Here is a 24,430-nt window from a genome sequence, read left to right as displayed (position 1 = left end):
GCGGAGGCGGCGGCGGGGGCGGCGGAGGCGGCGGAGCCGCAAACAGATACCGCAGGCCCACCCAGGCCTCGTGGCCGGACAGATTGCCGACATTCACGCCGTCATAGCGGGTCGAGCCATAGCCGAAATAACGGTACTCGGTGTCCAGCGTCAGGCGGTCGCCGATCGGCCAGGCGATGCCGGCGATGCCCTGATAGCCAATGGACAGGTCGTTATCGCGCACCTGGATGTAGCGCGAGTCCGGCAGAACGGAGCCAACCGGACGGGTGCCGGTGGTCCAGCCGCTCAGCGAGCCGCGGGAGTCCACAAAGCCGATGCCGGCGCCGATATAGGGACGCCACTCGCTGGCGAAGTTGAATTCGTACAGCACGTTCAACATCGCCGACCAGGCGTGGAACGAGGTCTCGCTGTCTTCGTAATTGGCGATGGCGCCGCCACGGTTATAGCGCTGGGCCAGTTCGCCCTCGATGCGCCAGTTGTCGGCCAGGTGGTAGCCGGTCGCGACCTTGAAGCGCCAGTTGCTGCCCGGCTTGATGGCGCCGCCCCGCGGGGCGTTGCCCAGATCGCCGGACACGACGGCCGATTGGGGCGCGCCGTAACCAATACCGCCGCTCACATACCAGCCCTCTTGAGCCGCCGCGACAGACGGCGCCCCCAGAACCAGCCCGAGAGCCGCAGCAGAAAGCAGATGCGATTTCATGCTTCGGATCCTCCGTAGGAAAAAACTCATGCACGTTATTGCGCGGATATGTGACAGCTTTAAGCGTGCACGTGCAGCAAAAAGCAAAACCTGGCGGGACTGTGGCCTTCCTGCACCAGTTGTCCGGACGGCTCAGTCATCAACCTTCTGTCTCGATCCTCAGGGTTTCATCCCCGATCTCCATCTCGAAGGTTTCGGTTTGGCTGTCGCGCCAGAGGGCGTAGCCCAGCGCGCCTGCGCCTGCCAGAGCTGCAGCGAGAATGATGTAGACGACGGCCTTGGGCAATTTCATGAGACAGTCTCCCCTCAGGGGCGGCTTCAAGTCAGGCCTGCAGTCTGGCATGAGGCGCGCATGGCGCCAAACCTAGAGCCCGGGGCGCGGCGGGCGGTTGGCCTCCCCCAGCCGGAACAGCCACAAAAAGCCCGCGCACAATACGCCAAGCGCCGCCAGCACGCCCAGCAGGACCCAGCCCGGCACGCCCTCCTTGAACAGGGTCCAGATAAACTGGGCGATGCACAGGGTGGACACGATGAGCAGGGTCGGCCGGCGCGGCAGGTAATTGACGATCACCGCCCCCAGCGGCGCGCCGAGAGCGACCACCGGCGCGGCGGCAAGCCAGTTGTGGAAGACAGCCGGATCAATGGCGTAGAGTGAGGGATGGATCTGGCCCAGCACGGCGTTGGCGCTGATGCCCACCAGTGAGGTGAAGGCCATGAGGAGCACCGATGTGGGGATCGCCACTTTCAGATCGGCCCGGAAATACAGCACCATCACCGTATAGAGGATCATGTCGATCCCCACGCCGGTCAGGGACGCCACCACGCCTCCTGTGAGGCCGATGAACAGGCCGGCAGGCCGGTCCAGGCGCGGGTTCGGGACCCGCGGGCCCTCGGGGCGCACGATATCACCGAGCTTGAGCCAGTGAATCACGCCAAAGCTCGCCCAGGTCACAGCGAAGATGAGCTTGACCAGAAGGTCCGAGGCATAGGGCGCGATGAAAGCCGCGCCCAGCGGCGTGGCGATCAGCGCGCCCAGGAGGGCCGGGCGCAGCAGCGTCCAGTCCAGCGTGCGCCGGGCGGTGAGGATGAATATGCTGGCCGAGACCATGCCTATGGACTGGACAGCCAGCCCGAAATTGCGTCCCAGCGTGGCGGGCATGTCGAACAGCAGAACCAGTACGGGAAACCCCACCGTGCCCCCGCCCATGGGCGTGGAGCCGGCGAAATAGGAGCCTGCCGCCATGGCCGCGGCGATGGGCCAGTGATCAAGCACCACCGGCCAGAGCCCGTTGAGCGAGATGATTGCAAGCCAGACCGTGTAGAACGCGGCCAGCCAGGCGAAGAACGGCCAGAAGCGCCGCGCGCTCGCCATCAGATGCCCCGCCAGCGCCTTCATCCCGCCCCGCCTTCGCGATCAGCCCGGAAGGGATATGAGCGCGCTGCGCGCCGGTTTCATAGTGTGAATATGCAGGACGCTCAGTCCTCCCAGCCCCAGGGCGCCTCCGGCGCGTCCACAGGAACGGCCAGATCAAACTCTGCATGGAAGGCGCGCTCCGTGCCCACCCGGCGCGCGTGATAGACGAAGCGCTCTCCGGGATGGACCTCCATCAGCCAGACATTCTGCCAGCTGGTGGGCAGGCGCGCGGTGGTGACATGGTCGCCGGGGAAGATCTGGCCGAAATCCGATCCGGGCGAGACGGTGACGCCGCCATACTGCGTGGCGTCTTCTTCCGTGCCGTCCTCATGGCGATGGTCGTGGCGCAGCTCGATGGCGCCGTCCTCATGGCGGGTCAGCACCCAGGTGCGCGACAGGTCATCTCCCACCACGAATGGGATGCGGATGCGGTCCGGCTCGCAGGCGCGCACATGCATGATGAGGCGCTGGCCCGACAGGCTGTCATCACCGTCCGGCGCGCGGTGCAGCTGGCCTTCGAACGCCTGTCCGCACAGGGCTTCCAGCCGCTCCCACCAGGCGCTGGAGGGATCGTCGGATGTGGCGGGCGCGGACTGGATCAGGGCGGCGGCGATGAGGGCGGCGGGGATCATGGCGGGCTCCATATCAAGGTGTGATGCGCGAGAGCCTGCCCTTTCCAGCCCGAGTGATCAAACCGGAGGGAGAAGAAAAGGGTTTTCTCCGCGCGCGGGCGCACTAACCTCATCGGCGTTGACCGGTCCGCAAAAGAGGCCGGAATGCATGGGGAGGAGTTATCCGTGACGGTTGACGCCAAAGAACCGGCGGGCGCACCTGCGCCGCTGGCCAAACCCGCCCGCGCCTACGCGCTGGGCGTGCTTCTGGTCATCTATATCTTCAATTTCCTGGACCGCCAGATCGTCAATATCCTGGCTGAACCCATCAAGCTGGAGCTGGGGCTGGCCGACTGGCAGATCGGGGTGATGACGGGGCTGGCCTTTGCGGTGTTCTACACCGTGCTGGGCATTCCCATCGCGCGCTATGCCGAGCGGGCCGACCGGGTGAAGATCATCTCCGTGGCCGTGGCGGTGTGGAGCGCTTTCACCATTCTGTGCGGGATGGCGGGCAATTTCGTCCAGCTTCTGGCGGCCCGGATCGGGGTGGGCGTGGGCGAGGCGGGCTGTACGCCGCCGGCCCACTCACTGATCTCGGACTACACCCCGAAGGAAAAGCGCGCCTCGGCGCTAGCGCTCTATTCAATGGGCATTCCGCTGGGCTCGCTGGCGGGCATGGTGCTGGGCGGCCTCATCGCCGACGCCTATGGCTGGCGCATGGCGTTCTTTGTGGCGGGCGCGCCGGGCATCCTCCTGGCGCTGATCGCCTGGTTCACCCTCCCTGAACCCCGGCGCAAGGGGCTGAAGAAAATCACTCCGGCGCCGGCGGCCAGCCGCCCGAACATTCTCAACGCCATGGCCGAGATGAAGGACAAGACCTCATTCTGGTGGATATCGGTGGGCGCGGCCTTGTCGGCCATGATCGGATACGGCCATATCGCCTTCTACGGCTCGTTCTATCTGAGAAATCATGGCGAGGGCCTGCTGGCGCTCGCCACACAGCTCAATGACGCCACCGGGCTGGGCTTCGGGCCGATCGGATTCATCGGCACGGCGCTCGGTCTGTTGTTCGGGATTTGCGGCGCTGCGGGCACCTATGTGGGCGGGATACTGGCGGACCGCTCGGCGCGGGTGAACCCGGCGGGCTACGCCATCGTGCCGGCCATCGCCACGGCCCTGACCGTGCCGCCCTTCGTGGCGGCGATGCTGGTGGGGGATGCAGGCCTGTCGCTCCTGGTCCTCGCCGTGCCGATCTTCTTCGGCGCGGTCTGGTACGGGCCGGTCTTCGCCAGCGCCCAGAGCCTGGTGGAGCCGCACACCCGCGCCACGGCGGCGGCGGTGCTCTTGTTCATCATCAATCTGGTGGGGCTGGGCCTGGGTCCGCTCAGCGTCGGGCTGGTCAGCGACGCGCTGGCGGTCACCATGGGCGCCGCCGAGGGCCTGCGCTGGTCGATGGTGATCTTCGGCCTCGTCGCGCTGCTCTCGGCGGGCGCGTTCTTCATGGCCGCGCGCACGCTGAAAGACGAGATCGTGAGCTAGGCGAAAGCGCGGGCGGCGCCGTCATGCGCCGCCCGCCGCCGATAGTTCAGTCCCACTGCAGGGGCGGATGAATCATCCGGTTCAGCTCCACGATATGCCCGTCAGGATCGCGCAGCATGGAGACCATGACCTGAAAGGTCATGCCGTCGCCGGGATATTCGCGATAGGACGGCTCGCTCATTACCCGCACGCCCGGCACGGCGGCGGCGGCGGGAAACACCGTGTCGAGCTCCTGGGTGTTGAACAACAGCACAATCTCGCCCGTGGCGAAGCCGGTTTCGGGCACGTTGGGCGGCGGCGCCTCACCGGCATCGGCCAGCTGCCACAGGCCCAGCATGCCGATGCGCTCGTCATTGGCTTTCAGCAGCACAAGGCGCGACTGGCTGGAGCCGTCCCGGCTGGTGATCATCTGGTCATAGCTGACCGTCATCCCCAGCGCGTCGCGATAGAGCGCCAGCGAGGCCTCCAGGTCGCGCACCAGCAGCGTGGTGCGGCGCAAATCCAGCGGATTGCGCTCGTTGGCGGCGGACGGCGCGGGCGGCTCCGATGCGCCCGCCGGCGGGGGCGCTTCATTGCAGGCGCCCAGCGACAGCGCGAGGCAGGCTGCGGTCAGGACAGACAGGGTTCTCATCATCTCACTCCGCATCAGTCATGCGGCGGAACACATAGCCGCCGCCGGTGGGGCCCCAGGCGCGCTCGCCGCCGGCCGTCAGGCCCAGATCCCAGTTGGCGAAGCCGTCCGGGGTGTGGATGGATTGCGAGCGTGTGCGCACCGCGCCGCGCAGATTGCTGGGGCAGTTGGGGAAGTCAGCGATCCACCAGCCCGCGGCGATCCGGTTCACCTCGCCCGAACAGTTCGGCGCGCCCAGCTGGTCCGCTTCGATGCGCTCGGGCGCATGGACCGCGCCCACCACCGAGGCCGGGTCGGTCATGGAGTAGATGGTGCGGATCACGGTGTGGTCATCAATGGCCACAAGCTGGACCAGGCGCTGGAAATAGGGGCGCTGGCGCACCGAATAGTCAGCGTCACCGGGATTGTCGCCCAGCCAGGCATTTTCCTGATAGAGCCAGACCCCGTCCTCGCGCTCGGGCCAGACGCGCACCAGGCGCGATTCCACATAGCCCCAGCCTTCGGTCAGCGATTGCTCGGCTGTGGTGAACTCCCCGATCAGAATGCCGGCCAGCTCCTCGGCGGGACTGGCGAGCGCCGCAGATGAAAGGCCCAGAGCCGCCAGGGCGGCGGTGCAGGCGGCGGCAAGGCGGGTGATCATGGCGGTCTCTCCGGTCAGGCCTGGGGCGCGGGCACAGCCGCGGCGAAGGCTTTGGCGATATCCTCGCGCGTGGCGATCCACACGCCGGTCTTTTGCGTCACATACTGCAGGAAGTCCCGGAACGCGCCGATGCGTCCGGGCCGTCCGATAATGCGCAGATGCAGGCCCAGGCTCATCATGCGCGCGCCATCGGCCTCGGCCTCGGCGTGCAGCCAGTCGAACGTGTCGATGGCGTATTGCAGCCAGTCCTTCGCCGTCAGTGACGGGTCCAGCCAGAACTTCATGTCATTGGTGTCGAGCGCATAGGGCAGGACGATGATCGGCTTCCGGCCCCCGCCGGGCAGGTCGACCACATCCCAATAGGGAAAATCGTCCGAATAATCGTCCATGTGATAGAGATAGCCCGCCTGCGCCAACAGGCCGCGCGTGATGTCGGTGTGCAGATAGCGCGACAGCCAGCCCGCCGGGCGCCGGCCGCACGTGGCCTCGATGGAGGCGCCAGCCTTCTCGATGAAGGCGCGCTCTTTGGCTTCGTCCATGAAGGCCTGGAACTGCCAGCGCCAGCCATGGCTGCACGGCTCGTCGCCGCGCGCCATCAGGGCCTTGGCGATCCAGGGCGCGCGCTCCAGCGCCTGGGCGCAGACCGTCCAGGTGGCCGGGACTTTATGGTCGTCCAGCTGCTGCAGCACCCGGCCCGCGCCGCGATTGATGCCGTACTGGTAATTGGTCTCGTTGCCATGCACACGGATCGGGGCTTTCAGCGCCACGCCCAGCTCGTCCACGGGCTCCGGCCCCTTGTCGCCGTCACGAATATTGCGCTCGGCGCCTTCCTCCACATTGACCACGACGGAGAGGGCGAGCCTGGCCCCGTTGGGCCAGGCGAAGCCGGGGGGAGGGTTATGGGTCATCAATGCGGCTCCTCGCCGCCCGAGACATTCATGCTCTCCGCGGTGATGTATTCGGCCTCGTCCGAGCACAGGAAGGCGACCGCCTTGGCGGTGTCTTCGGGCTTGCCGGGGCGTTTGAGAGGGATGCGGTCGGCCATGGCTTTGAGATAGGCCTCCACGCTTTCGGCGCCGACGACTTTGGAGAAATACTCGTTCTGCCAGGCGCCCAGCCCCGTGGTGACGTGGTTGGGGCAGACATTGTTCACGGTGATCTGGTGAGGGCCCAGCTCGATGGCCGCCGAGCGCACCAGGCCCACCAGGCCATGCTTGGAGCTGGTATAGGCCTGGGCGTGGGGGAAGCCGGACTTGGCCGCCTGGCTGGCGATATTGATGATGCGCCCGCCCTTGCCCTGCTCCACCATCACCTCGGCGGCGGCCTTGATGCCGAAGAAGCAGCCCGTCAGATTGACGTTGATCACGGCGCGCCAGTCCTCGGCGGTGACGTCCAGCAGCGGCTTCATGATGTAGCCGATGCCGGCATTATTGACCCAGATATCCAGCGAGCCGTGCACGTCGCGGGCGTGACGGGCCAGCGCCCGCATCTGGTCCAGATCGCGCACATCGCATACCCGGGTGGAGGCCTGGCCGCCGCTCTCACGGATATCGGCTGCGATGGCCTCCATCTCGTCAGTCGCGCCGATATGCTCAGCCGGGGTCGCCGGATCGGCGGGCTTGCCGATATCGGAGATCACCACCGCCGCGCCCTGGGACGCCAGATGCCGGGCGATGGCCTCGCCCAGTCCCTTGCGGCGGCCCGATCCGGTGATGACGGCGGTCTTGCCCGAAAAGCGGCCCATGACGCGCCCCCTCTAGCCCAGCTTGTCGGTGAGGATGAAGGACAGGTCGTCGGCCATGGCCTGGAACTCGCTGGCGATCTTCTGCATCGTCTCGGTCCCGACCTCGCCGCCGAACATCTCCATGTCGTTGACATCGATGATCTCGATATAGGCGTAGGGCGGCTTGGCGTCCGAGCCGAGAAGGCCGGCCGATTTGAACACTTCAAACCTGTCCACCGATTTCAGGCCGTTGACGGTGGGGATGTCTTTCGACTTGGCCCAGGCCTCGTAATCGGCGGCGCTGACGCCGGGTTTGAGATTGAACAGGGCGATGATGCGGGTGGTCATGACGGCTCTCTCCTCCCATCTTCTTCTTGTGCGGCCTTGCGGCAAACCGGCGCATGGGCGCCGTCAGGCGTTGGCTGCAGCCGGGCATAAATGATATATCATTTGAAACCGGCGGGTTTGCCAAGGGATTGTGATAAAGAATTTCAGCCCCGCCGTCGCCAGCAGGAGGATCGCAGCCATGCCCGAGGACCGTTCCGGGAAGATCAAACCGGCCATTCCGGCCTATGACGGACCGCCTGATTACCGCCTGGTGGGCCGCCATGACATGTTCCCCCACACCAGCCATGACGAGGCCGAGCGCTTCAATTTCCTGGCCCAGATGAACCGTCATCTCGCCAGCCGCGTGCTGCCGGGCGTGAAGGCGGCGTTCGAGGACCGCGTCGCTCCGGCCTGGGCGCATGAGAATGGCGCGTTTGAAAACCGCCATCAGGTGCGCAAAGCGCTGCTGGCTGATCCGGCCTTCCAGATGTGGTCGGCCCTGCGCCGGGCCACCATGGAGCAGCGCCAGCAGGCCGGGCGCTGGGTGACGCTGCGCCAGGGCGAGGCGCTCAATGCGCGCGCTGCGCAGCTGACGCAAGGCGATGACCGGCTGGAGCTGGACCCGGGCTTCGAGACCCCGCGTTATCTCGCGGCGGTGGACCATCACTGCATGCCTGGCAGCTATCACACCGAGACCGTGCCCGGTGATGTCACCGGGGCGGCCAATTATGATTGCGGCCTGTTCGCCACCACAGGCGGCGCGCTGGGCCGGTTCAATGATGGCGGCGGCCAGGCGGTGGCGGCCTGGGTGAAAAAGAACCTGCCGGACTTCAAGCCCAAGCGCATTCTCGATCTGGGCTGCGGGCTGGGCCACAATGTGCTGCCGCTGGCGCAGGCTTTCCCGGACGCCGAGGTGATCGGGGTGGATTCCGGCGCGCCCATGCTGCGCTACGGTTTGGCGCGCGCCAAGGCGATGGGCGTGAACAATGTGCGCTTCATCCAGGCCGACGCCGAAGATCTCAGCCGGTTTGAGGACGAGAGCTTTGACTGGGTGCAGACCACCATGTTCCTGCACGAGACCAGCCAGAGCGCCATGGGCCGCATCTTCGCCGAGACCCGCCGGCTCTTAAAGCCCGGCGGCGTCGTGCTGCATGTGGAGCAGCCGCAATATACCGACGACATGCCGTTCTATGAGCAGGCCATTCGCGACTGGGACGCCTTCTATAATAACGAGCCCTTCTGGACGACCATGCACGAGATCGATCTCGATGACCTGATGATCCGGGCGGGCTTCAAGTCGGACGGCGTCATGCATGGCGGCGTGGCCGCGGTGGTGGACGCCGCCCTGTTCCCGTCAGCAGGCGATGACAAGGTCGAGGACTACGGGCGCAAGGCCGCCTGGCATGTCATCGGCGCGAAGAAGGAGGCCGCGTGATGGCGTTTGATCCTCTTGCGCAGGCGGGCGCCAAGGCGCGCGGCAAGCGGCCCTGGTTCCTGGAAGACAAGGATTCAGAGCGCGTCCTGAATATCGTCATGGCGCTGGCCCAGGAAGTGGCGGTGACGCGCCAGCGGCTCGACACGGTGGAGCGCCTGCTCGAAGCGCGCGGCGTGATCAGTCAGGGCGATATCGAAGCCTACGCCCCGTCCAAGGCCGAGGCCGAGGCCCGCGGCGCCTGGACCCAGGAATTCATCGCCCGCATCCTGCGCATCGTGCAGCAGGAAAACGAGGCGGTGACCCGCCCTGACGAGGTCAGCTCGGAAGACGCGGCGCGGGAATTTCAGGAGAATTAGGCGCAGAGCCCCCTCACGCCGCCTTGTCGAGATCGGTGACCATCAGGGCGGCTTCGAAATCGGGCAGCAGGTCGAAGGCTTCCACCGGCGTCATGGCGTTGGCGCGCCGGCCGCGGGTCCAGAAGCGCCAGTAGGACGAGACGTGCTGGAGCCGGCCGATATCCTCGCCCATCTCCACAAACAGCTGGGGCGCGCGGCTCATGAAGGCTTTCAGCGCCGCCGGATCGCCACGCTCCACGAAGCGGGTGAACTCCTCATTATATTCGTTCAGGCGCGATTTCAGCCGCGCCCAGCGCCGGGCTGAGAGCTGGCCGATGGAACGGGTCACGCCCTCGATCTCGGCGCGGTCCGCCGCGCTCAGCCCGGGAATGCGCAGGCCCTTTAAATCCTTGATGAAGGCGGCGAGGTCGGCATAGCACTCGCCCGCGCGCCAACTGTAATAAAGCGTGCCCTTCCAGCCGAACACGCCGTCGCGGTATTCCTGCGCGGTCATGCGCAATGCGTCGCGCAGCACGGCGAGCTGGGGAGAATCCTCGTCCTCGAACAACACCTTGGCCAGGCGCCGGGACTTGTCGAGAGAATCCAGTGAAGCCTTGCCCATGGCCTTGCGCACCAGAAGATCGATCTGGCTGGCCACGAACTCGGTGATCTGGCGCAGCTCGTCATCGGAGATGACGAAATAGCACGGCGCTACTTTGTCCCCGCGGCGGCGGAAATATTCGTGCAGCAGATACGGGTCGAACGAGGGCAGAAGCGCCAGAGAGCGCAGCCGGTCCACATCGCTGGCGAAGGCGCTTTCGCCGACCGAGACCCCCAGGTGCTGGGCCAGCTGGCTTTCAAAGCGCGGGTGCTCGACGAAGATGGAATGCCCGCCCATGGCCAGCTCGGTATCGCTGATCGGTATGATCACCTTGGTGGCCGAGGTGCGCGATCCGCCCAGCTCCTCACGCTCCCAGGCGCGCAGGGTGTGTTTGACGATGAAGGACCGGTTCAGGCGCGCATTGCGGAACATGGGGTGACGCGCCCAGTCGGCCTCCTGGCCGTGGCGCTCGCGGATCGAGACCAGGTCGATCACGCGGCTGGTGGAGCCGCCGCGCTTGAGCAGATTGAGCTTGCCGAAGACGTCTTTCGACATGGGGTGAGCGCCATTACAAACGGATATGATGATACGTAATAACTCCGCCTTATGAGCGCGGGGTTAACCGGGGAGCACAGCCATGGCCGTTAGCGGAGATCTGGGAGCGGGCGAGATCGTGCGCATGCTGGGTCTCAAGCCCCATCCCGAAGGCGGCTGGTATGGCGAGACCTTCCGGTCCCGGGCTGCGCCCGGTGAACGCGCGGCGATGAGCGTGATCTGGTTCCTGCTGGAAGCCGATCAGGTCTCGGCCTGGCATCAGGTGGATGCTGACGAGGCCTGGTTCTGGCACGCAGGCGCGCCGCTGGTGCTGACACTGAGTGATGACGGCGTGAGCGCGCGTTCGGTGCGCTTGGGCCCGGATCTGCGCGCCGGGGAGCGGGCCCAGGCCATCGTGCCGGCCCAGGCCTGGCAGACGGCCGAATCGCTGGGCGCGTGGACGCTGGTGAGCTGCGCGGTGGCGCCGGCGTTTGCGTTTGATGGCTTCCGCATGGCCCCGCCGCACTGGCGGCCCGGCCCGGACGGCGCGCCGGATGGAGGTTGAGCCTCAGTTTGCCGGCAGATTGTCGATCATAGTGCAGCCCTCCTGCGAACCCAGGGCGCAGGCCTTCTCCAACGCGGTGCGCGCGGCCGGGATATTGCGCTCCACTCCGGCTGCGTTGACGTAGAAGAAGGCCAGCATGCTGCAGCTGTCGGCATCGTCGGCCTCGCATCCCGTGCTGGCCAAACCGTGTGCGCGTGTGAAGTCCTGATCTATACCGGCGTAGCGTTGTACAATCAGGACGGCGCCATACACGCAACTCGGCCCATAGCCGCGGTCACAGGCGGCCTCGAACAAATTCAGTGCGCCCAGCGTGCGCACGCCCGGCGCCAGACATGAGTCCGGCAATTGCAGCGTGCCTATCCCCATCTCATGGCAGGACTCGGCGCTGACCGCCGGAGACAGGCGGCACATTTGAGCATCGTCGCTGATGGCGCTGAGCGAACACATGGGATTGGCATGCCTTGCCTCGGCAGGGCTGGCGAAGAGCCAGAGCACTGCAGCCAAGCAAAGAGCTTTCAAGAAATATTCGATTTTCATGGCGTCCCCCGACAGTTTTGAACGTATACTTGAAAACGCTAACCCTCACAGGACGTCCCTGTAAAGGCGGACGCCGATTGCCCGCCGGGCTCTACCCCCCGCCCTGTTCCAGAGCGCGGCGGATATAGGCCGCGCTGGGCCGGCCGCCATAGCCGCGTGCGGTGTCCACAGAAATATCCAGCGTGCGCCCGTCAAAGCTGGCGCGCGGGGTTTCGCCCACGCCGATGCGCACGGTTTCCAGATTGCGCAGAGACCGGCGCGAGGCCTGCTCGGCGGCCAGTGTCACCATGGCCATGGTGTCGATGATATAGGCGTTCTGGTCGGGGGCCGGCGCAGCCAGTTCCGCGCGCACATTCTGGCGAGACAGCCGGGCGAGCCGGTCCGCCATCTCGCGCGCCGCCGTCTGGACCTGGGCGTTGTTGGCCGGTGCGGCCACCAGGGTGTGGGCGCGCCCCATGGGCTCCACCGCCACGCCATCGGGCCGGTCGTCGGGGAAAAAGGTCCAGCCGCCAATGCGCGAGACGCGAAGCACCACCTTCTCGGTATCGTTCACCCAGATATCCCCGCCGCCAGCCGCGCTGGCGCGGTAGAGCGCCACCACTTCCTGGGCGCCGTCAGGCCACAACAGGGCCGGCTCGGCCGAGCGGTCGAAGACAAAACGCCCGCGCCCGTCGGCGCGGTCATACCACACAGACGGCTCGGCCCGCCCGGTCTGTGACGAGACCAGGCGGTCGAACGGGTTGGACTGAGCGGCCCCGTCCGCCATGGTCAGCGCCCAAGCCCCGGCGCCCATGGCGAACAGGAGAATCATTCCCCTGAACATGGCTGTCATGCTGGCCGCCCATAAGGGCGATTTGTGGGCAAGAGACAGGCGCGGATCGGGCGTGTCAGCCCGCCATGTACTGCCCGCCATTAGCTGTCAGGGTCGCGCCGGTGATGAAACCGGCCTCGTCGCTGACCAGGAAAGCCACGCAGCGTGCGATCTCCTCGGCCTCGCCCAGCCGGCCCACCGGAATGGTGGCGATGATCTGCTCGCGCACCGCTTCGGGCACGGCCATCACCATCTCGGTTGCGATATAGCCCGGGCAGACGGCGTTGACGGTGATATTGCGCCGCGCGCCTTCCTGGGCGAGCGCCTTGGTGAAGCCCAGATCCCCGGCCTTGGCGGCGGAATAATTGGCCTGGGCGAACTGGCCCTTCTGGCCGTTGATGGAGGATATGGTCACGATCCGCCCGAAGCCGCGATCACGCATGCCGTTCCAGACGCTGTGGGTCATGTTGAAGACGCCGGTCAGATTGGTGTCGATCACCTCGCGCCATTGCTGCGGGGTCATCTTGTGGAAGGGCGCATCGCGGGTGATGCCGGCGTTATTGATCAGGATGTCCACCGGGCCATGGGCGGCCTCCACCGCAGCAATGCCCTCGCGGCAGGCGTCATAATCGGCCACCGACCATTTATAGGCCTTTATACCGGTCTCCCGGGTGAAGGCCTGCGCAGCGCTGTCATTGCCGGCGTAATTGGCCGCCACGTCATATCCTGCAGCCTTGAGCGCAACCGATATGGCCTTGCCGATACCGCGCGTCCCACCGGTCACAAGCGCCGTTCTCGCCATGAAAATACTCCCTGTCCCTGACTGCGAAGTGTGCTTATGCTGCGCAGCAATCCTTCGCCGCGAGTGCAGCAAAAAGACTGCAGTCGGACGCATGGAAGGCGCTGGCGACAGCGCATCGTTGGATCAGAACGTTAACCGCGAGCCGGCCGGAAAGAAAGCATGTCTCCGGCCTGCGCGCCGCCTTTTTCGGGCGGACAGGGAGGAGACCGACGTGACTCAATCTGACCACACAGACATCGTGACCATCAAGAAGTACGCAAACCGGCGTCTCTACGACACCTCGGCCAGCCGCTATGTGACGCTTGATCACCTGCGTGACCTGGTCAAACAGGGACGCGAGTTCAAGGTGGTGGACGCCAAGAGCGGGGAAGATCTCACCCGCGGGGTTCTGGCCCAGATCATCTTCGAGGAGGAATCCAAGGGCGAGACCCTGCTGCCAGTGGAGTTCCTGCGTCAGCTGATCTCATTCTACGGCGATTCCATGCAGACCATGGTGCCGGGCTATCTGCGCCTGAGCATGGATAATTTCGCCCGCCAGCAGTCCGAGATGCGCGACAAGATGGCCAGCGCCATAGGCTCGCCGGCAGCCTCCATGGCGCTCATCGAGGAGCAGACCCGGCGCAATATGGCCATGTTCGAACAGGCGATGAAGATGTTCACGCCCGGCATGACCGGCGCCGCGCCTGAACGCGATGATGCGCCCTCGGGCCTGTCACGCGCCGATGTGGAGGCCCTGCGCGCCGAGCTGGACGCCATGCGCAAGCGCCTCGACCGGCTCAGCGGGGAGGGGTGAACCGTCCCGTTTTGGCGCGCCGGTTTTGGCGGGCTGGCCGTTAACGGGTCATAAACCCGGGTTAACGGAGCGTTAAAACTGGCCCGGGACTTGCGGGGCAGGGGCCATGAGCGGTCTCGTTCCCATCCCTGCGCGCCCTTCGGGCGCTTCTGTCCCGGCCCGCCGGACGGCGCGCGTCGAGCCTGCTTGTCCCGTACGCGATGTGGGGGAGGAGCCGCGCCGTGCGGCCCCGCCCCCTCGCGCCAATCACCGCCCGTGCGAGCCGCTGAGCGCGTCTGGCGCCATCAGCCTGCAGTCCGCCCCGGTCCGCCGGGGCCTGCGTGCTGATGCATGCGAACGCAATCGCTACCGCGCGGCCTATGGGGCGGCCATGAGCCTGGCGTCGGCCCCCCGCCCGAGCGTGGAGCGCGCCGCATGAGCGCGCGCGCTGACAGCCTGCGCCGCATGACGCCCGCCGATGGCGCCTGGCTGCTGGCGCTGCTGTTTGTGATGGTCTGAGCACGTCAAAACGCAAAACGGCCCCGGACGCTGGTCCGGAGCCGCTGTCTGCGTGCGCCGTTGAGGCGGGCGTCTTGCGGTCAGACCCGCATGTCGCGCCGGGCTGCAATGGCGGTGATCGTGAACCCGCCCAGCACATTGACCAGGCTCATCATGGTGAGCAGGAAGAATGTGGTGGTGGCGAACAAGGGCACCATCAGGAACAGCACCATGGAGATCAGGAAGGTCAGCATCGACAGGCCGTGATTGATCAGCGAGCTGGTGCCCGATCCGGCCGACTTGATCATCTCCATGAACAGCATGACCAGCGCGAAGATCAGGATCAGATCGCCGGTCGTCAGGTTCCAGGAGCCCGAAGGCAGGTCCATGGAGAAAAGCTTGGAGTTGAGCACGCCGACATAGCATGGCGCCGCGTCAGCCGGCGCGTTGGCCATGCCCTCGCACTGTCCCGCCTGGAACTTGTCCAGCGTGCCCACGAAACTGTCCACGCCATTGCTGGATGTGAACGCCACGCCCATCGCCACGAGGGCGTAAATGATTACTGCCAGCAGCAGCTTCGGAAATATTGTGAAAAGAGACAATCTGTCACCCCCTCCGCCTTGGCCCCGCCCGCTGGCGACGCCCTTGGCCAGTCCTGCGCCCATGGTGTCTGCCATGACCTGCTCCTCAAGATAGGCCCGGATCGCCCGGCCGCCCCCTCGACTGCCGCGCTCAGGCCTCGTCCCAACCCCCGGACTGCCGCGCCCGGCTGTTGAGCCACATCATCCCTACCATATCACTCAACGAGGCGAAAAGGCGGCCAAGATTGGTATATTTGGATTTTCCCGCCGCGCGCGGCCTGTGGCCCACGTCCAGGAACTCCATGGCGAAGCCCTCGCGCTTCATCAGGGCGGGCAGGAAACGGTGCTGGTGATCGAAAAACGGCAGCAGCAGATAGGCGTCCCGGCGGAAGGCTTTCAGGCCGCAGCCGGTGTCATCGGCCTCGTCATTGAGGAGCCGCTTGCGGACGCCATTGCCGATGCGCGAGGCCAGTTTTTTCCAGCCGCTGTCCTGGCGTTTGGCGCGGCGTCCGCCTACCAGGGCCAGCGCAGCGGGCGCATCGGCCCGGGTGAGCGCATCCACCAGGGTGGGAATATCGGCGGGCGGGTTCTGGCCGTCTCCGTCCAGCGTGCACACCACTGGCGCGCGCGCGGCCAGCACGCCGGTGCGCACGGCGCGCGACTGTCCGGCATTGCGCCGGTGGGTGAGGATGCGCAGCTCGGGGATCTCCGCCTTGAGCGCGGTCAGCTCCTCCAGCGTGGCGTCCGTGCTGGCGTCATTGACGCAAATGATTTCAAAGCGGCGGCCATTGAGCGCGTCGTGAATCTCGCGCACCAGCGCGCCAGCATTGCCCGCCTCATTATGCATGGGCGCAATGACGCTGAGATCGGGCGTGAGGTCGGCGGAATTGGCGGTCATCAGCTTTTCCGGTGCGCGCAGGGCGCGGCTTGCGGTTTCAGGCGGGCCGTTACATACCGGGTTCCGGGCCGCGGCGCCCGAGGAAATTGCCGTTGCCGTTCCGGAATGACGCCATGATGCCGCTGATTGAAGAGCTTTCAAAGGGCTGGCGCGCCTGGGCCGCAGCCGGCTTGCTGGCCGCGCTGGCGGGCCTTGCGGGTGTTTTCACCCTGCCGGTGCTGGACCGCGACGAGGCCCGCTACGCCCAGGCCACCGCCCAGATGCTGCAGACGGGCGATTTTGTGCGCATCACCTTTCTCGACGAAGACCGCAACAAGAAACCGGTGGGCATTCACTGGATGCAGAGCGCGGCCGTTGCGCTGACGACTGGCGAGGCGGCGCGCGAGATCTGGGCCTATCGCCTGCCTTCGCTCTTGGGCGCGGTCCTGGCCGCCATCGCGGCGGCGCTGATGGCCGGGCGCCTCCTGGGCGCGCGCGCCGGACTGTATGCCGGATCGCTGTTTGGCGTCACGGTGCTGCTGGGAACCGAGGCGGGCATCGCCAAGACCGACGCCATGCTGGCGGGCGCCACCGCGTTTGCGCTCTACGCCCTGACGCGCCTGCGCCAGGCGCCGGGCGACGCCCTGGCTGAGCGGCGTCGCTGGGCGGTGATCGTGTGGGCCTTCACAGGGCTTGGCATTCTGATCAAAGGACCGGTGACGCCCATGGCGGTGGGCCTGGGCGCGCTGGCGCTGACGCTGTGGGAGGCGCGCGCCGGACGCAGCGACGGGGGATACTGGCCGGCCCTGAAGCGCTGCGCCCTCTGGCTGCGCCCTCTGGCGGTCTGGCCGGGGCCGGTGCTGGCGGCGCTGATCGTGCTGCCCTGGCTGATCTCTGTCCAGATCGCCACAGACGGCGCCTTCCTGCGCGAGGCGCTGGGCGATGATCTGGGGCCGAAAATGATCAGCGGCGATGAAGGCCATTGGGGGCCGCCGGGCTATCACCTGCTGGCGCTGGCGCTGACCCTGTTTCCCGCCGCCTTCTTCCTGCCCGCCGGTATTGCTGCGGCCATGCGCGCGCTGAAGGCGGGCGGCGAGTCTGCGCTGGCGGCGCGCGCGCTGATCGCCTTCTCTCTTCCGGTCTGGATCGTGTTCGAGCTTCTGCCCACCAAGCTGCCCCATTATGTCCTGGTGGCGTTTCCGGCCATGGCGGGCCTGTGCGCATGGGGCGTTGTCGAATGGGCGCGCACGCGCGCGGTTTGGCGCTGGACAGGCGCGGCCTTGAGCCTTCTGGGCGCATCCATCTGGGCGGCGGCGCTGGGCTATGTGACCGTCACCCATGAAGGATCGGTTGTGCTGCTCGCCGGCGGGCTTGCGGCGATCTTCGCCCTTCTGGCGCTCAAGCTGATTGCGGGCCTGCGCGGTTCGGGCGCGGCGGCGCTGATGGCGGCTCTGGCGCTGGGACTGGTCTGGCACAGCGCGGGGCGCGGCGTGATCCTGCCCTCCACCAATCTCTCGCCGGCCTATTTCGCCGCCCAGCTCGCCAAAACGGCCGATCTGCGCCCCGCAGGCGCGCCGGTGATCTCCACCTATACCGAGCCCTCGCTGGTGTTCAGCCTGGGCGGCGAGGTGCGCCTGACCGATATCGGCCCGCTCACCGAAGACTGGCTGGCGCCGCAGGGCGATGCGGGCCAGACCCTGTCGCCGGCCTTCCTGACGCAAGGTCCGGCCCTCGTGGTGATCGATCACAGCCGCCTGCCCCGCGAGGGCGAGGCGCTGGACGCGGCCCTCACCCTGATCGCGCTATTGGAAGCCGCCGCCTGCCGAACGGGCGAGGTGTCGGGGTATAATTATTCTCGCGGCCGCGATGTGCGCCTGACGCTGCATCGCACCGGCCCGTGTGAATGAGGTGACGTTCATGACCCAGACCGGCCAGGCCAGCGCACCAGAAAGAGTCGAGATCGTCGAGGTCGGCCCGCGCGACGGGCTGCAAAACGATCCCACACTGATCGATACCGGGGTGAAGCTGGAATTCATCCACCGCCTGATCGAGGCTGGGGTGAAGCGCATGGAGGCGGCGAGCTTCGTCAATCCCAAGCTGGTTCCGGCCATGGCCGATGGCGATGCGGTGATGGCGGGCGTGCCCCGGGACCGGGGCGTCACCTATATCGGCCTGGCGCTCAATGAACGCGGCCTGCGCCGGGCGATTGATGCGGGCTGTGACGAGATCAATTTCGTGATGGTCGCCTCCGAAGGCTTCGGCCGGGCCAATCAGAACGCCACGCCGGAAGACACCGCAGACCTGCTGGACCGGGTGGCGATCCTCGCCCATGACGCGCGCGTGCCACTGTCAGCCACCATCTCGGTGGCGTTTGGCGATCCGTTTGACGGCGAGGTGGATGTAAACCGGGTCGCTGAGCTGGCGCGCCGGGCTGCGGCGGCGGGAGTGAGCGAGATCGCGCTGGGCGACACGATCGGGGCGGCGAGCCCCTGGGATGTGCGCCGGGCCGTAGAGGCGGTGCGCGCTGCGGCGCCGGATCCGCGTCTGCGCCTGCATTTCCACAACACGCGCAATACCGCGCTGGCCAATATCTACGCCGCTCTGGAGGCGGGGGTGACGATCATCGACGCCTCGGCGGGCGGGATTGGCGGCTGCCCCTTTGCGCCGCGCGCCACGGGCAATGTGGCTACGGAAGACGTGGTCTACATGCTCTCGCGTGGCGGGGTGGAGACCGGGATTGATCTGGACAGGATGATCGAGACGGCGCGCTGGCTGGAGACTGTGGCGCTGCGCCACCCGGTGGCGTCCATGCTGTCAAAGGCCGGCGGTTTTCCGCCGCGCGCGTCCTAGAGGCAAGCTCAGCGCCCGTTGCGCCGGCGTTTCATGAGCCGTTTGAGCGCTGCCAGCCGGCGCAATCGGCCGCACACATGCTGGCGCAGGCGCACCATCACCGCGCGCGCCATCAGGGCGAGCCACATGAAGGGCCCCAGAACCACCGCCAGCACCTGGCCCGGCGCGCCTGAATGGGTCTGGAAATAGCGTATCAGGCCGCGCGCCTTCCAGCTTTCCACCAGGAACAGGCTGGCCTTCGAGGTGGAGCCGTAATGCAGGACCGAGACGCGGGGCTCGAACATCACCTGACCGCCCGCATCGCGCGCGCGCCGGCAGATATCGATATCCTCCACATGGAGGAAATATCCTTCGTCAAACCCGCCCAGCTGCTCGAACCCGGCGCGGGTGAACATCATGGCGGCCCCGGACACCACAGGAGACGGCTCGGCGGTTTCGGGCAGGGGCTCATGTTCGCGGTGCACATCGCGCACGAAGGGCACAAAGCGCGACAGGCCGAGATAGCCGGCAAAGGCTGAGCCCAAAGTCAACTCGCCCCGGCGTCCGCCGCGCTGCTCCACGCCGGACGGATCGGTCAGGCGCGCGCCGACAATGGCCGGCTCGGTGAGGCCATCGAGCGTCTTCATCATGCGCGCGGCGGCGTCCGGCGGCAGGATGGCGTCAGGATTGAGGAACAGGAACACATCGCCCGATGCGTGCTCCACACCCAGATTGCAGCCCCGGGCAAAGCCCAGATTGCCGCCTGAATGGATCAGGCGCAGTTTCGGATTGGCGCGCGCCAGGGCTTCCAGACGCAGCACGGTCTTGCGCGGATTATCGTGATTGACCAGCACCAGCTCGGCGGTCTCGCGCGCTGAGAGCGCAGCCTCAATGGCGGCGAACAGGGCCGGTCCGGTGCGGTAGCTGACCATGATTACCGACAATTGCCGGGTCAGGGCGTGCAACTCGCCGGGTTTATGCGCAGCGCCCTCAGGCGCGCCGTCAGCTTCGGGCATGCCCGCGGGTCGGGCTGGAAGCGATGGGTCTGGTCTGCTTAGCACGCCTGTTCATTCCCCCTCAGCGGCGCCGCGAAACGCCCAGATGCGCCACCAGGGCGCGTCTGCCTTGTCCCCCGGCGCCGGATCGACGCCCCAGGTGCCGCCTGGACGGCACCGCATGATCCGGCCCGACGCCAGCCAGAATCCCCGCCAAAGCCCCTGAGCCCTTATGGCGTCGGCGGCGTAGGCCGAACAGCTCGGTTCATGGCGGCACCTTGCACCGAGCATGTAAAACACCGGTGACAGTATGAGCTTGTACGCGCCAATCATCAATAATCCGGCATGTGATGGCCAACGCGACACATCACGCCATCCCCTTCTGGATGCATGACATATCGCTTCAGGCGAACTGGTTGGTCCATCAGAAATGGCAGTCCGGTGATGCTTGTCTGGCTCATGATGCGCGCACACAGCCCGCCTCCATAGCGTCCACGCCTGCATCGAACGCCAGCAGGATCGAGCCGTGGCGCTGGCGGTAGGCGCGCGCGCCTTCCACAGCGCTGAGCGCGGCGAACCGGCCCTGAGGCGGGTTCGCGCCCTCCTGCAGCATGGCTTTCAGCCCGTCGCGGGCGGCGCGCACATCGTCCAGCGTGGCGCCAATGGCGTTGCGGGCGAAGACCGAGGCGCTGGCCTGACCCAGCGCACAGGCGCGCACCTCCAGGCCCAGCGCGCTGATCGCGCCGTTCTCAAGGCAGATATCGAGATCCAGCTCAGACCCGCAAATGCGCGATACTTTACGCACGCTGGCGTGCGGGGCGGTCAGGCGCCCGATATGGGGAATGTCGGCGGCCAGAGCGATCAGGTCGGGACTATAGGGGTCTGAGGTCATGCGCGCATGCGCCAGACCGCGCCCTCCGGCCCGTCATCCACCATCACGCCCAGCGCATCGAGCTCGCCCCTCAACGCATCGGCGCGGGCGAAATCCTTCTGCGCGCGGGCGCTGACGCGCTCGTCAATCAGCGCATCAATGCGCGCGCGCTGGTCCGCGTTCAAGCCGTCAATCCCGAACCAGGCGTCCGGATCGGCTTGCAACAGGCCCAACAGCGCGCCAGAGGCCAGGAGCTCGGCCTTGGCCTCAGCCCGTTCGGCCTCCGTCTCCGCCTTGTTGGCGCGCCCGGCGATCTCGAACAGGGCGGCGAGCGCCCTGGGCGTATTGAGATCATCGCTCAACGCCTCGATCACGCCGGCCGGGGCGGGCGCGTCAGCAGGTTCCAGGCTCTTCATGCGGCGCAGCACGCCATACAGCCGGTCCAGCGATTTGCGGCTCTGCTCGATCAGCTTGTCATTCCAGTCCAGCGGGGCGCGGTAATGGCCCGAGAGCAAGCCATAGCGGATCACCTCGCCCTTCACCCCACGCGCCAATAGCTCGCTTGGCCGGATGATATTGCCCAGCGATTTGGACATCTTCTCGGAGTCCATCGAGACAAAGCCGTTATGCACCCAGTAGCGCGCCAGCGGGGCGTCGTGATGGAGGCATTTCGATTGCGCCACCTCGTTCTCGTGATGGGGGAAGACCAGGTCCATGCCCCCGCCATGAATGTCGATGGACGGCCCCAGCGCAGCGTTGATCATGGCCACGCACTCGGTATGCCAGCCCGGACGGCCCGGCCCGAACGGGCTCTCCCATACCGGCTCGCCATCCTTGGAGGGCTTCCACAGCACGAAATCAGCCGGGTTCTTCTTGTAGGGGGCCACTTCCACACGCGCGCCGGCGATCATGTCGTCCTGGCTGCGCCGGGAGAGCGCGCCATATTCATCGCACTTCTCCACCGAGAACAGCACATGGCCTTCCGCTGCGTAGGCATGACCGGCCTTTATCAGCGCATCAATGGTCTCGATGATCTCGGCCATGTGCCCGGTGGCGGTGGGCTCCAGCGTGGGGCGCATGATGCCCAACGCGTCGCTGTCGGCGTGATAGATGGCGGTGTATTTCTCCGTGATGACAGAAATATCCACCCCGGCCTCGGCGGCGGCGGCGTTTATCTTGTCGTCCACATCGGTGAAATTGCGGGCATAAATCACGTGCTGCGGCCCGTAGACATGGCGCAACAGCCGGAACAGCACGTCAAACACCACCGCCGGACGGAAATTGCCGATATGGGCCGGGCCGTACACGGTGGGGCCGCACACATACATGGTCACGCGCTTCGGGTCAGCGGGAGTGAAGCCGCGTTTTTCGCGCGCCGCAGTGTCGTGAAGGCGAATGACGGTCATGGGCGTGCCTGGGTCCTGAGACTTGATGCCGCGCGGGCGCTTGGCTGGCGCAGCGCTCTAAAGGGGTCTACACTGCAAGCGGTGTATAAAAAAGAGGGCGCGCCGCATTGGATTCTTCCGGCGGGCGCCTAACTTACCGCCGGGCGTGCAGGTATGACCTGCGCGTTCCGGAGATACGCCGCCGACCCGGCGCAAGCCCCGCGGCCCGATCGCGCCGCTTTCGCTGGATCCGGAAACCGGTACTTCGGGCAGGCTCCGGCCTGTCCGCCCGTCAACGAAAGGATCCGCGTTCCATGGACGCCATGACTGACAAGACCACGCTGGCCGCTGCGCCGGCCGACACCCCCCGTCCGACGCGCGAACAGGCCGAAGAGGCCGTGCGCACCCTGATCCGCTGGGCCGGTGATGATCCGCGCCGCGAAGGCCTGATCGAAACCCCCAAGCGGGTGGTGAAAGCCTATGAGGAATGGTTCCGCGGCTATCACGAAGACCCCGTGCAAATCCTCGGCAAGCGCTTCGAGGATGTGCAGGGCTATGACGACATGGTCATGCTGACCCATATCGACGTGGAATCGCATTGCGAGCACCACATCGCGCCGATCCTTGGCACGGCCTGCGTGGCCTATCTGCCGGACCGCGCCGTGGTGGGCATCTCCAAGATCGCCAAGGTGGTCGAGGCCTTCTCCAAGCGCCTTCAGACCCAGGAGACCATGACCGCCCAGATCGCTGACGCCATCAATGACGCGATGGCCCCGCGCGGCGTGGCGGTGTTCGTGGACGCCAAGCACCAGTGCATGACCACGCGCGGGGTGCACCACCCGCACGTATCGACGATCACCACCACTTTCACCGGCGAGTTCAAGGCCAATGCCGAGCTGCGCGAGCGCTTCATGCGCCTGTGCGAGCAGCCCAGGCGGTAAGCCTCGATCTTCAGTGTTGAATGAAAAAGCCCCGGCGCAGCGCGCCGGGGCTTGTCATATCCGCTTTGATGATCCGGCCTATTCGGGCGCGCTCATGGGGGTGAGGGCGCGGGCGTCGCGGGCCTGCTGGATGCGGCGCGCTTCGGGCAGGGCGATCAGCCCGCGGTCGGCCAGATAGCCGAACGGCCCCCAGGCCTCGTCATCGGTCAGCTCGATGATGAAATCGCGCAGGCCCGGCGCCACCCCGTCATGCTGGTTCTTCACATAGACGAACATGGAACGCGAGACCGGATAATCGCCTTCGGAAATGGTCTCATAGGTGGGCTCGACCCCGTCAATGGACGCGCCCTGCACCCGGTCGGCGTTCTGTTCGAGATAGGAATAGCCGAACACGCCGAACATGCCCGGCGTGTTGTGGACGGTGCGCACGATCACATTGTCGTCCTCGCCGCCATCAATCCACGGCCCGTCCTCGCGCAGCCGGCTGGCCAGGGCATTGAAGCGCACCCGGTCGCTAGCGCGCAGCTCGGCCATGCAGGATATGGCGCGGGCTCCGCCCTGAATGCCCAGTTCCACCAGCGCGTCGCGCGTGCCCGAGGTGGGCGGCGGGCCGAACACCTCGATACGCTCGGCGGGCAGGTCTGAATTCACCTCCGACCAGCGCCGGAACGGATTGGCGATGAAGGTCGCGCAATCATAATCGGCGGCGTCGGAGAAGCTGAAGCCCTCGCGCAAGCCCCCCGCAGCGGTCAGCAAGGGCTCGCCGTCCGTGTTGAGCGGCGCGGGAATTTCGGCGGCCAGCGCCAGATACAGGTCGCGCAGACGGAACTCCACCGGCTCGGCCTCGATGGAGTTGGCGAATACGATGCCGTCATAGCCGATGCGGATTTCGGTGATGGAGGTCACGCCATTATCGCGGCAAAGCTGGTACTCGCTGGCCAGCATGCGGCGCGAGGCGCCGGTCATGTCGGGGAAGTCCAGCCCGACCCCGGCGCAGAACAGATTCATGCCCCCGCCCGTGCCGACCGATTCCACGACGGGTGTGGGAAATTCGGTCTTGGCGCCGAAATTCTCCGCCACCGAGGTGGTGAAGGGAAATACGGTAGACGAACCTACAATGCGCAGGCCCTGACGGCCTGAGCCACGGCGTGTGGGGGCAGGGGCGCCCGCCTGGGCCGTGTCTGCGTCCTGTGTGGTTTCATCGGGTTCGTCGCTCAGCGAGATCGCCTCGCGCGGCTCGCCGCAGGCGGCCAGCAAAGCCAGCGCGGCCACGCCCGCCGTCAGATGCACAAAACCGGTCATCTCATCCCTCGCATTCGATTTCAGATCTATCAGATCGTATGGGCCCGTTCCCGGAGCCGGGCCGGCGCGCCACGCCCCGTATGCCCGCCCGCCCCCTTGCCCGCAAGGCGAAGCGGGCCCTGGCGGCGTGAAGTTTTTGCGACGATGGAGGCCTTGCACCCGCCCCGGTGCTTT

Annotated in this window: 28 protein-coding genes; 8 read left to right on the top strand and 20 right to left on the bottom strand. The window is 66.4% G+C overall.

All coding sequences use genetic code 11. The features are described 5' to 3' along the window. From F1654_RS05690 to F1654_RS05680, 4 genes are all read right to left on the bottom strand, one after another. Nucleotides 1-700, bottom strand: a 700-nt coding sequence (locus tag F1654_RS05690; protein ID WP_199200468.1) for an outer membrane protein, incomplete at its 3' end; no start/stop codon positions are given. A 139-nt stretch (nucleotides 701-839) separates the two neighbouring features. Then, on the bottom strand, nucleotides 840-992 hold the full coding sequence (locus tag F1654_RS13870) for a hypothetical protein (RefSeq protein ID WP_199200467.1): 153 nt from the start codon (nucleotides 990-992) through the stop codon (nucleotides 840-842). Nucleotides 993-1,064: 72 nt separating this feature from the next. After that, complete coding sequence (locus tag F1654_RS05685) at nucleotides 1,065-2,096, bottom strand: sulfite exporter TauE/SafE family protein (protein ID WP_233205144.1); 1,032 nt, start codon at nucleotides 2,094-2,096, stop codon at nucleotides 1,065-1,067. 80 nt (nucleotides 2,097-2,176) lie between these two features. Beyond that, complete coding sequence (locus F1654_RS05680) at nucleotides 2,177-2,746, bottom strand: hypothetical protein (RefSeq protein ID WP_233205143.1); 570 nt, start codon at nucleotides 2,744-2,746, stop codon at nucleotides 2,177-2,179. Between the two features lie 165 nt (nucleotides 2,747-2,911). Here F1654_RS05680 and F1654_RS05675 point away from each other — a divergent pair, with 165 nt between their 5' ends. Continuing rightward, a complete protein-coding gene (locus tag F1654_RS05675) occupies nucleotides 2,912-4,264 on the top strand; it encodes a spinster family MFS transporter (RefSeq protein WP_233205142.1) in 1,353 nt (450 codons plus the stop codon). Between the two features lie 46 nt (nucleotides 4,265-4,310). Here F1654_RS05675 and F1654_RS05670 read toward each other — a convergent pair whose 3' ends face one another. Genes F1654_RS05670 through F1654_RS05650 form a run of 5 tightly spaced genes read right to left on the bottom strand, consistent with a single transcriptional unit; the run spans nucleotide 4,311 to nucleotide 7,606 of the window. Then, entirely contained in the window at nucleotides 4,311-4,898 is a 588-nt protein-coding gene (locus F1654_RS05670; RefSeq protein WP_233205141.1) for a VOC family protein, read from the bottom strand. 1 nt (nucleotide 4,899) lies between these two features. Continuing rightward, the gene (locus F1654_RS05665; protein ID WP_150022495.1) at nucleotides 4,900-5,535 is read right to left on the bottom strand and encodes a chromophore lyase CpcT/CpeT; all 636 of its coding nucleotides are present in this window, start codon (nucleotides 5,533-5,535) and stop codon (nucleotides 4,900-4,902) included. A 14-nt stretch (nucleotides 5,536-5,549) separates the two neighbouring features. Continuing rightward, the gene (locus F1654_RS05660) at nucleotides 5,550-6,443 is read right to left on the bottom strand and encodes a polysaccharide deacetylase family protein (protein WP_150022494.1); all 894 of its coding nucleotides are present in this window, start codon (nucleotides 6,441-6,443) and stop codon (nucleotides 5,550-5,552) included. After that, nucleotides 6,443-7,279: an SDR family NAD(P)-dependent oxidoreductase gene (locus tag F1654_RS05655; protein WP_150022493.1), complete on the bottom strand. Its 837-nt coding sequence runs from the start codon at nucleotides 7,277-7,279 to the stop codon at nucleotides 6,443-6,445. The genes F1654_RS05660 and F1654_RS05655 overlap by 1 nt, the downstream gene beginning before the upstream one ends. 12 nt (nucleotides 7,280-7,291) lie before the next feature. Continuing rightward, on the bottom strand, nucleotides 7,292-7,606 hold the full coding sequence (locus tag F1654_RS05650; protein WP_150022492.1) for an REDY-like protein HapK: 315 nt from the start codon (nucleotides 7,604-7,606) through the stop codon (nucleotides 7,292-7,294). Between the two features lie 178 nt (nucleotides 7,607-7,784). Between F1654_RS05650 and F1654_RS05645 the strand changes: the two genes are divergently transcribed. Further along, nucleotides 7,785-9,020, top strand: a complete 1,236-nt coding sequence (locus F1654_RS05645; RefSeq protein WP_150022491.1) for a class I SAM-dependent methyltransferase — start codon at nucleotides 7,785-7,787, stop codon at nucleotides 9,018-9,020. After that, the gene (locus F1654_RS05640; protein ID WP_150022490.1) at nucleotides 9,020-9,376 is read left to right on the top strand and encodes a hypothetical protein; all 357 of its coding nucleotides are present in this window, start codon (nucleotides 9,020-9,022) and stop codon (nucleotides 9,374-9,376) included. Before F1654_RS05645 ends, F1654_RS05640 begins: the two co-directional genes overlap by 1 nt. A 13-nt stretch (nucleotides 9,377-9,389) precedes the next feature. Here the strand turns inward: F1654_RS05640 and F1654_RS05635 are convergent, their stop codons facing one another. Next, entirely contained in the window at nucleotides 9,390-10,511 is a 1,122-nt protein-coding gene (locus tag F1654_RS05635; protein ID WP_150022489.1) for a hypothetical protein, read from the bottom strand. Between the two features lie 82 nt (nucleotides 10,512-10,593). Here F1654_RS05635 and F1654_RS05630 point away from each other — a divergent pair, with 82 nt between their 5' ends. After that, nucleotides 10,594-11,055 (top strand): cupin domain-containing protein, encoded by a 462-nt coding sequence (locus tag F1654_RS05630; protein WP_150022488.1) that lies wholly within the window; start codon nucleotides 10,594-10,596, stop codon nucleotides 11,053-11,055. Between the two features lie 3 nt (nucleotides 11,056-11,058). On the opposite strand, the gene F1654_RS05625 is transcribed toward F1654_RS05630, so the two are convergent. The 3 genes from F1654_RS05625 to phbB form a co-directional block, all read right to left on the bottom strand. Beyond that, nucleotides 11,059-11,592: a tetratricopeptide repeat protein gene (locus F1654_RS05625; protein WP_150022487.1), complete on the bottom strand. Its 534-nt coding sequence runs from the start codon at nucleotides 11,590-11,592 to the stop codon at nucleotides 11,059-11,061. A gap of 91 nt (nucleotides 11,593-11,683) precedes the next feature. Continuing rightward, nucleotides 11,684-12,424, bottom strand: a complete 741-nt coding sequence (locus F1654_RS05620; RefSeq protein WP_199200466.1) for a DUF4908 domain-containing protein — start codon at nucleotides 12,422-12,424, stop codon at nucleotides 11,684-11,686. A 55-nt stretch (nucleotides 12,425-12,479) separates the two neighbouring features. Further along, nucleotides 12,480-13,205, bottom strand: a complete 726-nt coding sequence (gene phbB / locus F1654_RS05615) for an acetoacetyl-CoA reductase (RefSeq protein WP_150022485.1) — start codon at nucleotides 13,203-13,205, stop codon at nucleotides 12,480-12,482. Between the two features lie 211 nt (nucleotides 13,206-13,416). On the opposite strand from phbB, the gene phaR reads away from it, so the two are divergent. Then, nucleotides 13,417-13,998: a polyhydroxyalkanoate synthesis repressor PhaR gene (gene phaR, locus F1654_RS05610; RefSeq protein ID WP_150022484.1), complete on the top strand. Its 582-nt coding sequence runs from the start codon at nucleotides 13,417-13,419 to the stop codon at nucleotides 13,996-13,998. 578 nt (nucleotides 13,999-14,576) lie between these two features. Here phaR and F1654_RS05605 read toward each other — a convergent pair. Then, entirely contained in the window at nucleotides 14,577-15,152 is a 576-nt protein-coding gene (locus F1654_RS05605; protein WP_233205140.1) for a hypothetical protein, read from the bottom strand. Nucleotides 15,153-15,207: 55 nt separating this feature from the next. Beyond that, on the bottom strand, nucleotides 15,208-15,954 hold the full coding sequence (locus tag F1654_RS05600) for a glycosyltransferase family 2 protein (protein WP_150022483.1): 747 nt from the start codon (nucleotides 15,952-15,954) through the stop codon (nucleotides 15,208-15,210). A gap of 113 nt (nucleotides 15,955-16,067) precedes the next feature. Between F1654_RS05600 and F1654_RS05595 the strand changes: the two genes are divergently transcribed. After that, complete coding sequence (locus tag F1654_RS05595) at nucleotides 16,068-17,840, top strand: ArnT family glycosyltransferase (RefSeq protein ID WP_150022482.1); 1,773 nt, start codon at nucleotides 16,068-16,070, stop codon at nucleotides 17,838-17,840. A 10-nt stretch (nucleotides 17,841-17,850) separates the two neighbouring features. Further along, complete coding sequence (locus tag F1654_RS05590) at nucleotides 17,851-18,783, top strand: hydroxymethylglutaryl-CoA lyase (protein ID WP_150022481.1); 933 nt, start codon at nucleotides 17,851-17,853, stop codon at nucleotides 18,781-18,783. A gap of 8 nt (nucleotides 18,784-18,791) precedes the next feature. On the opposite strand, the gene F1654_RS05585 is transcribed toward F1654_RS05590, so the two are convergent. The 4 genes from F1654_RS05585 to cysS all read right to left on the bottom strand — a co-directional run bounded on the left by F1654_RS05585 (nucleotide 18,792) and on the right by cysS (nucleotide 22,034). After that, the gene (locus F1654_RS05585; RefSeq protein ID WP_150022480.1) at nucleotides 18,792-19,778 is read right to left on the bottom strand and encodes a glycosyltransferase family 2 protein; all 987 of its coding nucleotides are present in this window, start codon (nucleotides 19,776-19,778) and stop codon (nucleotides 18,792-18,794) included. A 51-nt stretch (nucleotides 19,779-19,829) separates the two neighbouring features. Continuing rightward, on the bottom strand, nucleotides 19,830-20,090 hold the full coding sequence (gene yidD / locus F1654_RS14010; RefSeq protein ID WP_269844603.1) for a membrane protein insertion efficiency factor YidD: 261 nt from the start codon (nucleotides 20,088-20,090) through the stop codon (nucleotides 19,830-19,832). Between the two features lie 124 nt (nucleotides 20,091-20,214). Then, nucleotides 20,215-20,649, bottom strand: coding sequence for an iron-sulfur cluster assembly scaffold protein (locus tag F1654_RS05575; RefSeq protein WP_150022478.1), 435 nt, complete (start codon nucleotides 20,647-20,649; stop codon nucleotides 20,215-20,217). Beyond that, a complete protein-coding gene (gene cysS / locus F1654_RS05570) occupies nucleotides 20,646-22,034 on the bottom strand; it encodes a cysteine--tRNA ligase (protein ID WP_150022477.1) in 1,389 nt (462 codons plus the stop codon). The genes F1654_RS05575 and cysS overlap by 4 nt, the downstream gene beginning before the upstream one ends. Before the next feature lie 293 nt (nucleotides 22,035-22,327). Here cysS and folE point away from each other — a divergent pair, with 293 nt between their 5' ends. Beyond that, nucleotides 22,328-22,954: a GTP cyclohydrolase I FolE gene (folE, locus tag F1654_RS05565; RefSeq protein ID WP_150022476.1), complete on the top strand. Its 627-nt coding sequence runs from the start codon at nucleotides 22,328-22,330 to the stop codon at nucleotides 22,952-22,954. A 78-nt stretch (nucleotides 22,955-23,032) separates the two neighbouring features. Here folE and F1654_RS05560 read toward each other — a convergent pair whose 3' ends face one another. Next, nucleotides 23,033-24,256 (bottom strand): substrate-binding domain-containing protein, encoded by a 1,224-nt coding sequence (locus tag F1654_RS05560; RefSeq protein WP_150022475.1) that lies wholly within the window; start codon nucleotides 24,254-24,256, stop codon nucleotides 23,033-23,035. Between the last annotated feature and the right edge of the window lie 174 nt (nucleotides 24,257-24,430).

Source organism: Alkalicaulis satelles (assembly GCF_008630495.1).
In the GTDB taxonomy this organism is placed as follows: domain Bacteria; phylum Pseudomonadota; class Alphaproteobacteria; order Caulobacterales; family Maricaulaceae; genus Oceanicaulis; species Oceanicaulis satelles.
Note: the sequence above shows the minus strand (reverse complement) of the source record. Positions and strands in the feature narration are given on the sequence as shown.

Bases quoted from the DNA above. Each gene is read 5' to 3' on its own strand.
- F1654_RS13870 (WP_199200467.1), bottom strand. From the start codon at position 992: ATGAAATTGCCCAAGGCCGTCGTCTACATCATTCTCGCTGCAGCTCTG.
- F1654_RS05685 (WP_233205144.1), bottom strand. From the start codon at position 2,096: ATGAAGGCGCTGGCGGGGCATCTGATGGCGAGCGCGCGGCGCTTCTGG.
- F1654_RS05680 (WP_233205143.1), bottom strand. From the start codon at position 2,746: ATGATCCCCGCCGCCCTCATCGCCGCCGCCCTGATCCAGTCCGCGCCC.
- F1654_RS05670 (WP_233205141.1), bottom strand. From the start codon at position 4,898: ATGATGAGAACCCTGTCTGTCCTGACCGCAGCCTGCCTCGCGCTGTCG.
- F1654_RS05665 (WP_150022495.1), bottom strand. From the start codon at position 5,535: ATGATCACCCGCCTTGCCGCCGCCTGCACCGCCGCCCTGGCGGCTCTG.
- F1654_RS05660 (WP_150022494.1), bottom strand. From the start codon at position 6,443: ATGACCCATAACCCTCCCCCCGGCTTCGCCTGGCCCAACGGGGCCAGG.
- F1654_RS05655 (WP_150022493.1), bottom strand. From the start codon at position 7,279: ATGGGCCGCTTTTCGGGCAAGACCGCCGTCATCACCGGATCGGGCCGC.
- F1654_RS05650 (WP_150022492.1), bottom strand. From the start codon at position 7,606: ATGACCACCCGCATCATCGCCCTGTTCAATCTCAAACCCGGCGTCAGC.
- F1654_RS05645 (WP_150022491.1), top strand. From the start codon at position 7,785: ATGCCCGAGGACCGTTCCGGGAAGATCAAACCGGCCATTCCGGCCTAT.
- F1654_RS05640 (WP_150022490.1), top strand. From the start codon at position 9,020: ATGGCGTTTGATCCTCTTGCGCAGGCGGGCGCCAAGGCGCGCGGCAAG.
- F1654_RS05635 (WP_150022489.1), bottom strand. From the start codon at position 10,511: ATGTCGAAAGACGTCTTCGGCAAGCTCAATCTGCTCAAGCGCGGCGGC.
- F1654_RS05630 (WP_150022488.1), top strand. From the start codon at position 10,594: ATGGCCGTTAGCGGAGATCTGGGAGCGGGCGAGATCGTGCGCATGCTG.
- F1654_RS05625 (WP_150022487.1), bottom strand. From the start codon at position 11,592: ATGAAAATCGAATATTTCTTGAAAGCTCTTTGCTTGGCTGCAGTGCTC.
- F1654_RS05620 (WP_199200466.1), bottom strand. From the start codon at position 12,424: ATGACAGCCATGTTCAGGGGAATGATTCTCCTGTTCGCCATGGGCGCC.
- phbB (WP_150022485.1), bottom strand. From the start codon at position 13,205: ATGGCGAGAACGGCGCTTGTGACCGGTGGGACGCGCGGTATCGGCAAG.
- F1654_RS05605 (WP_233205140.1), bottom strand. From the start codon at position 15,152: ATGGCAGACACCATGGGCGCAGGACTGGCCAAGGGCGTCGCCAGCGGG.
- F1654_RS05600 (WP_150022483.1), bottom strand. From the start codon at position 15,954: ATGACCGCCAATTCCGCCGACCTCACGCCCGATCTCAGCGTCATTGCG.
- F1654_RS05595 (WP_150022482.1), top strand. From the start codon at position 16,068: ATGATGCCGCTGATTGAAGAGCTTTCAAAGGGCTGGCGCGCCTGGGCC.
- F1654_RS05590 (WP_150022481.1), top strand. From the start codon at position 17,851: ATGACCCAGACCGGCCAGGCCAGCGCACCAGAAAGAGTCGAGATCGTC.
- F1654_RS05585 (WP_150022480.1), bottom strand. From the start codon at position 19,778: ATGCCCGAAGCTGACGGCGCGCCTGAGGGCGCTGCGCATAAACCCGGC.
- yidD (WP_269844603.1), bottom strand. From the start codon at position 20,090: ATGATTGGCGCGTACAAGCTCATACTGTCACCGGTGTTTTACATGCTC.
- F1654_RS05575 (WP_150022478.1), bottom strand. From the start codon at position 20,649: ATGACCTCAGACCCCTATAGTCCCGACCTGATCGCTCTGGCCGCCGAC.
- cysS (WP_150022477.1), bottom strand. From the start codon at position 22,034: ATGACCGTCATTCGCCTTCACGACACTGCGGCGCGCGAAAAACGCGGC.
- folE (WP_150022476.1), top strand. From the start codon at position 22,328: ATGGACGCCATGACTGACAAGACCACGCTGGCCGCTGCGCCGGCCGAC.
- F1654_RS05560 (WP_150022475.1), bottom strand. From the start codon at position 24,256: ATGACCGGTTTTGTGCATCTGACGGCGGGCGTGGCCGCGCTGGCTTTG.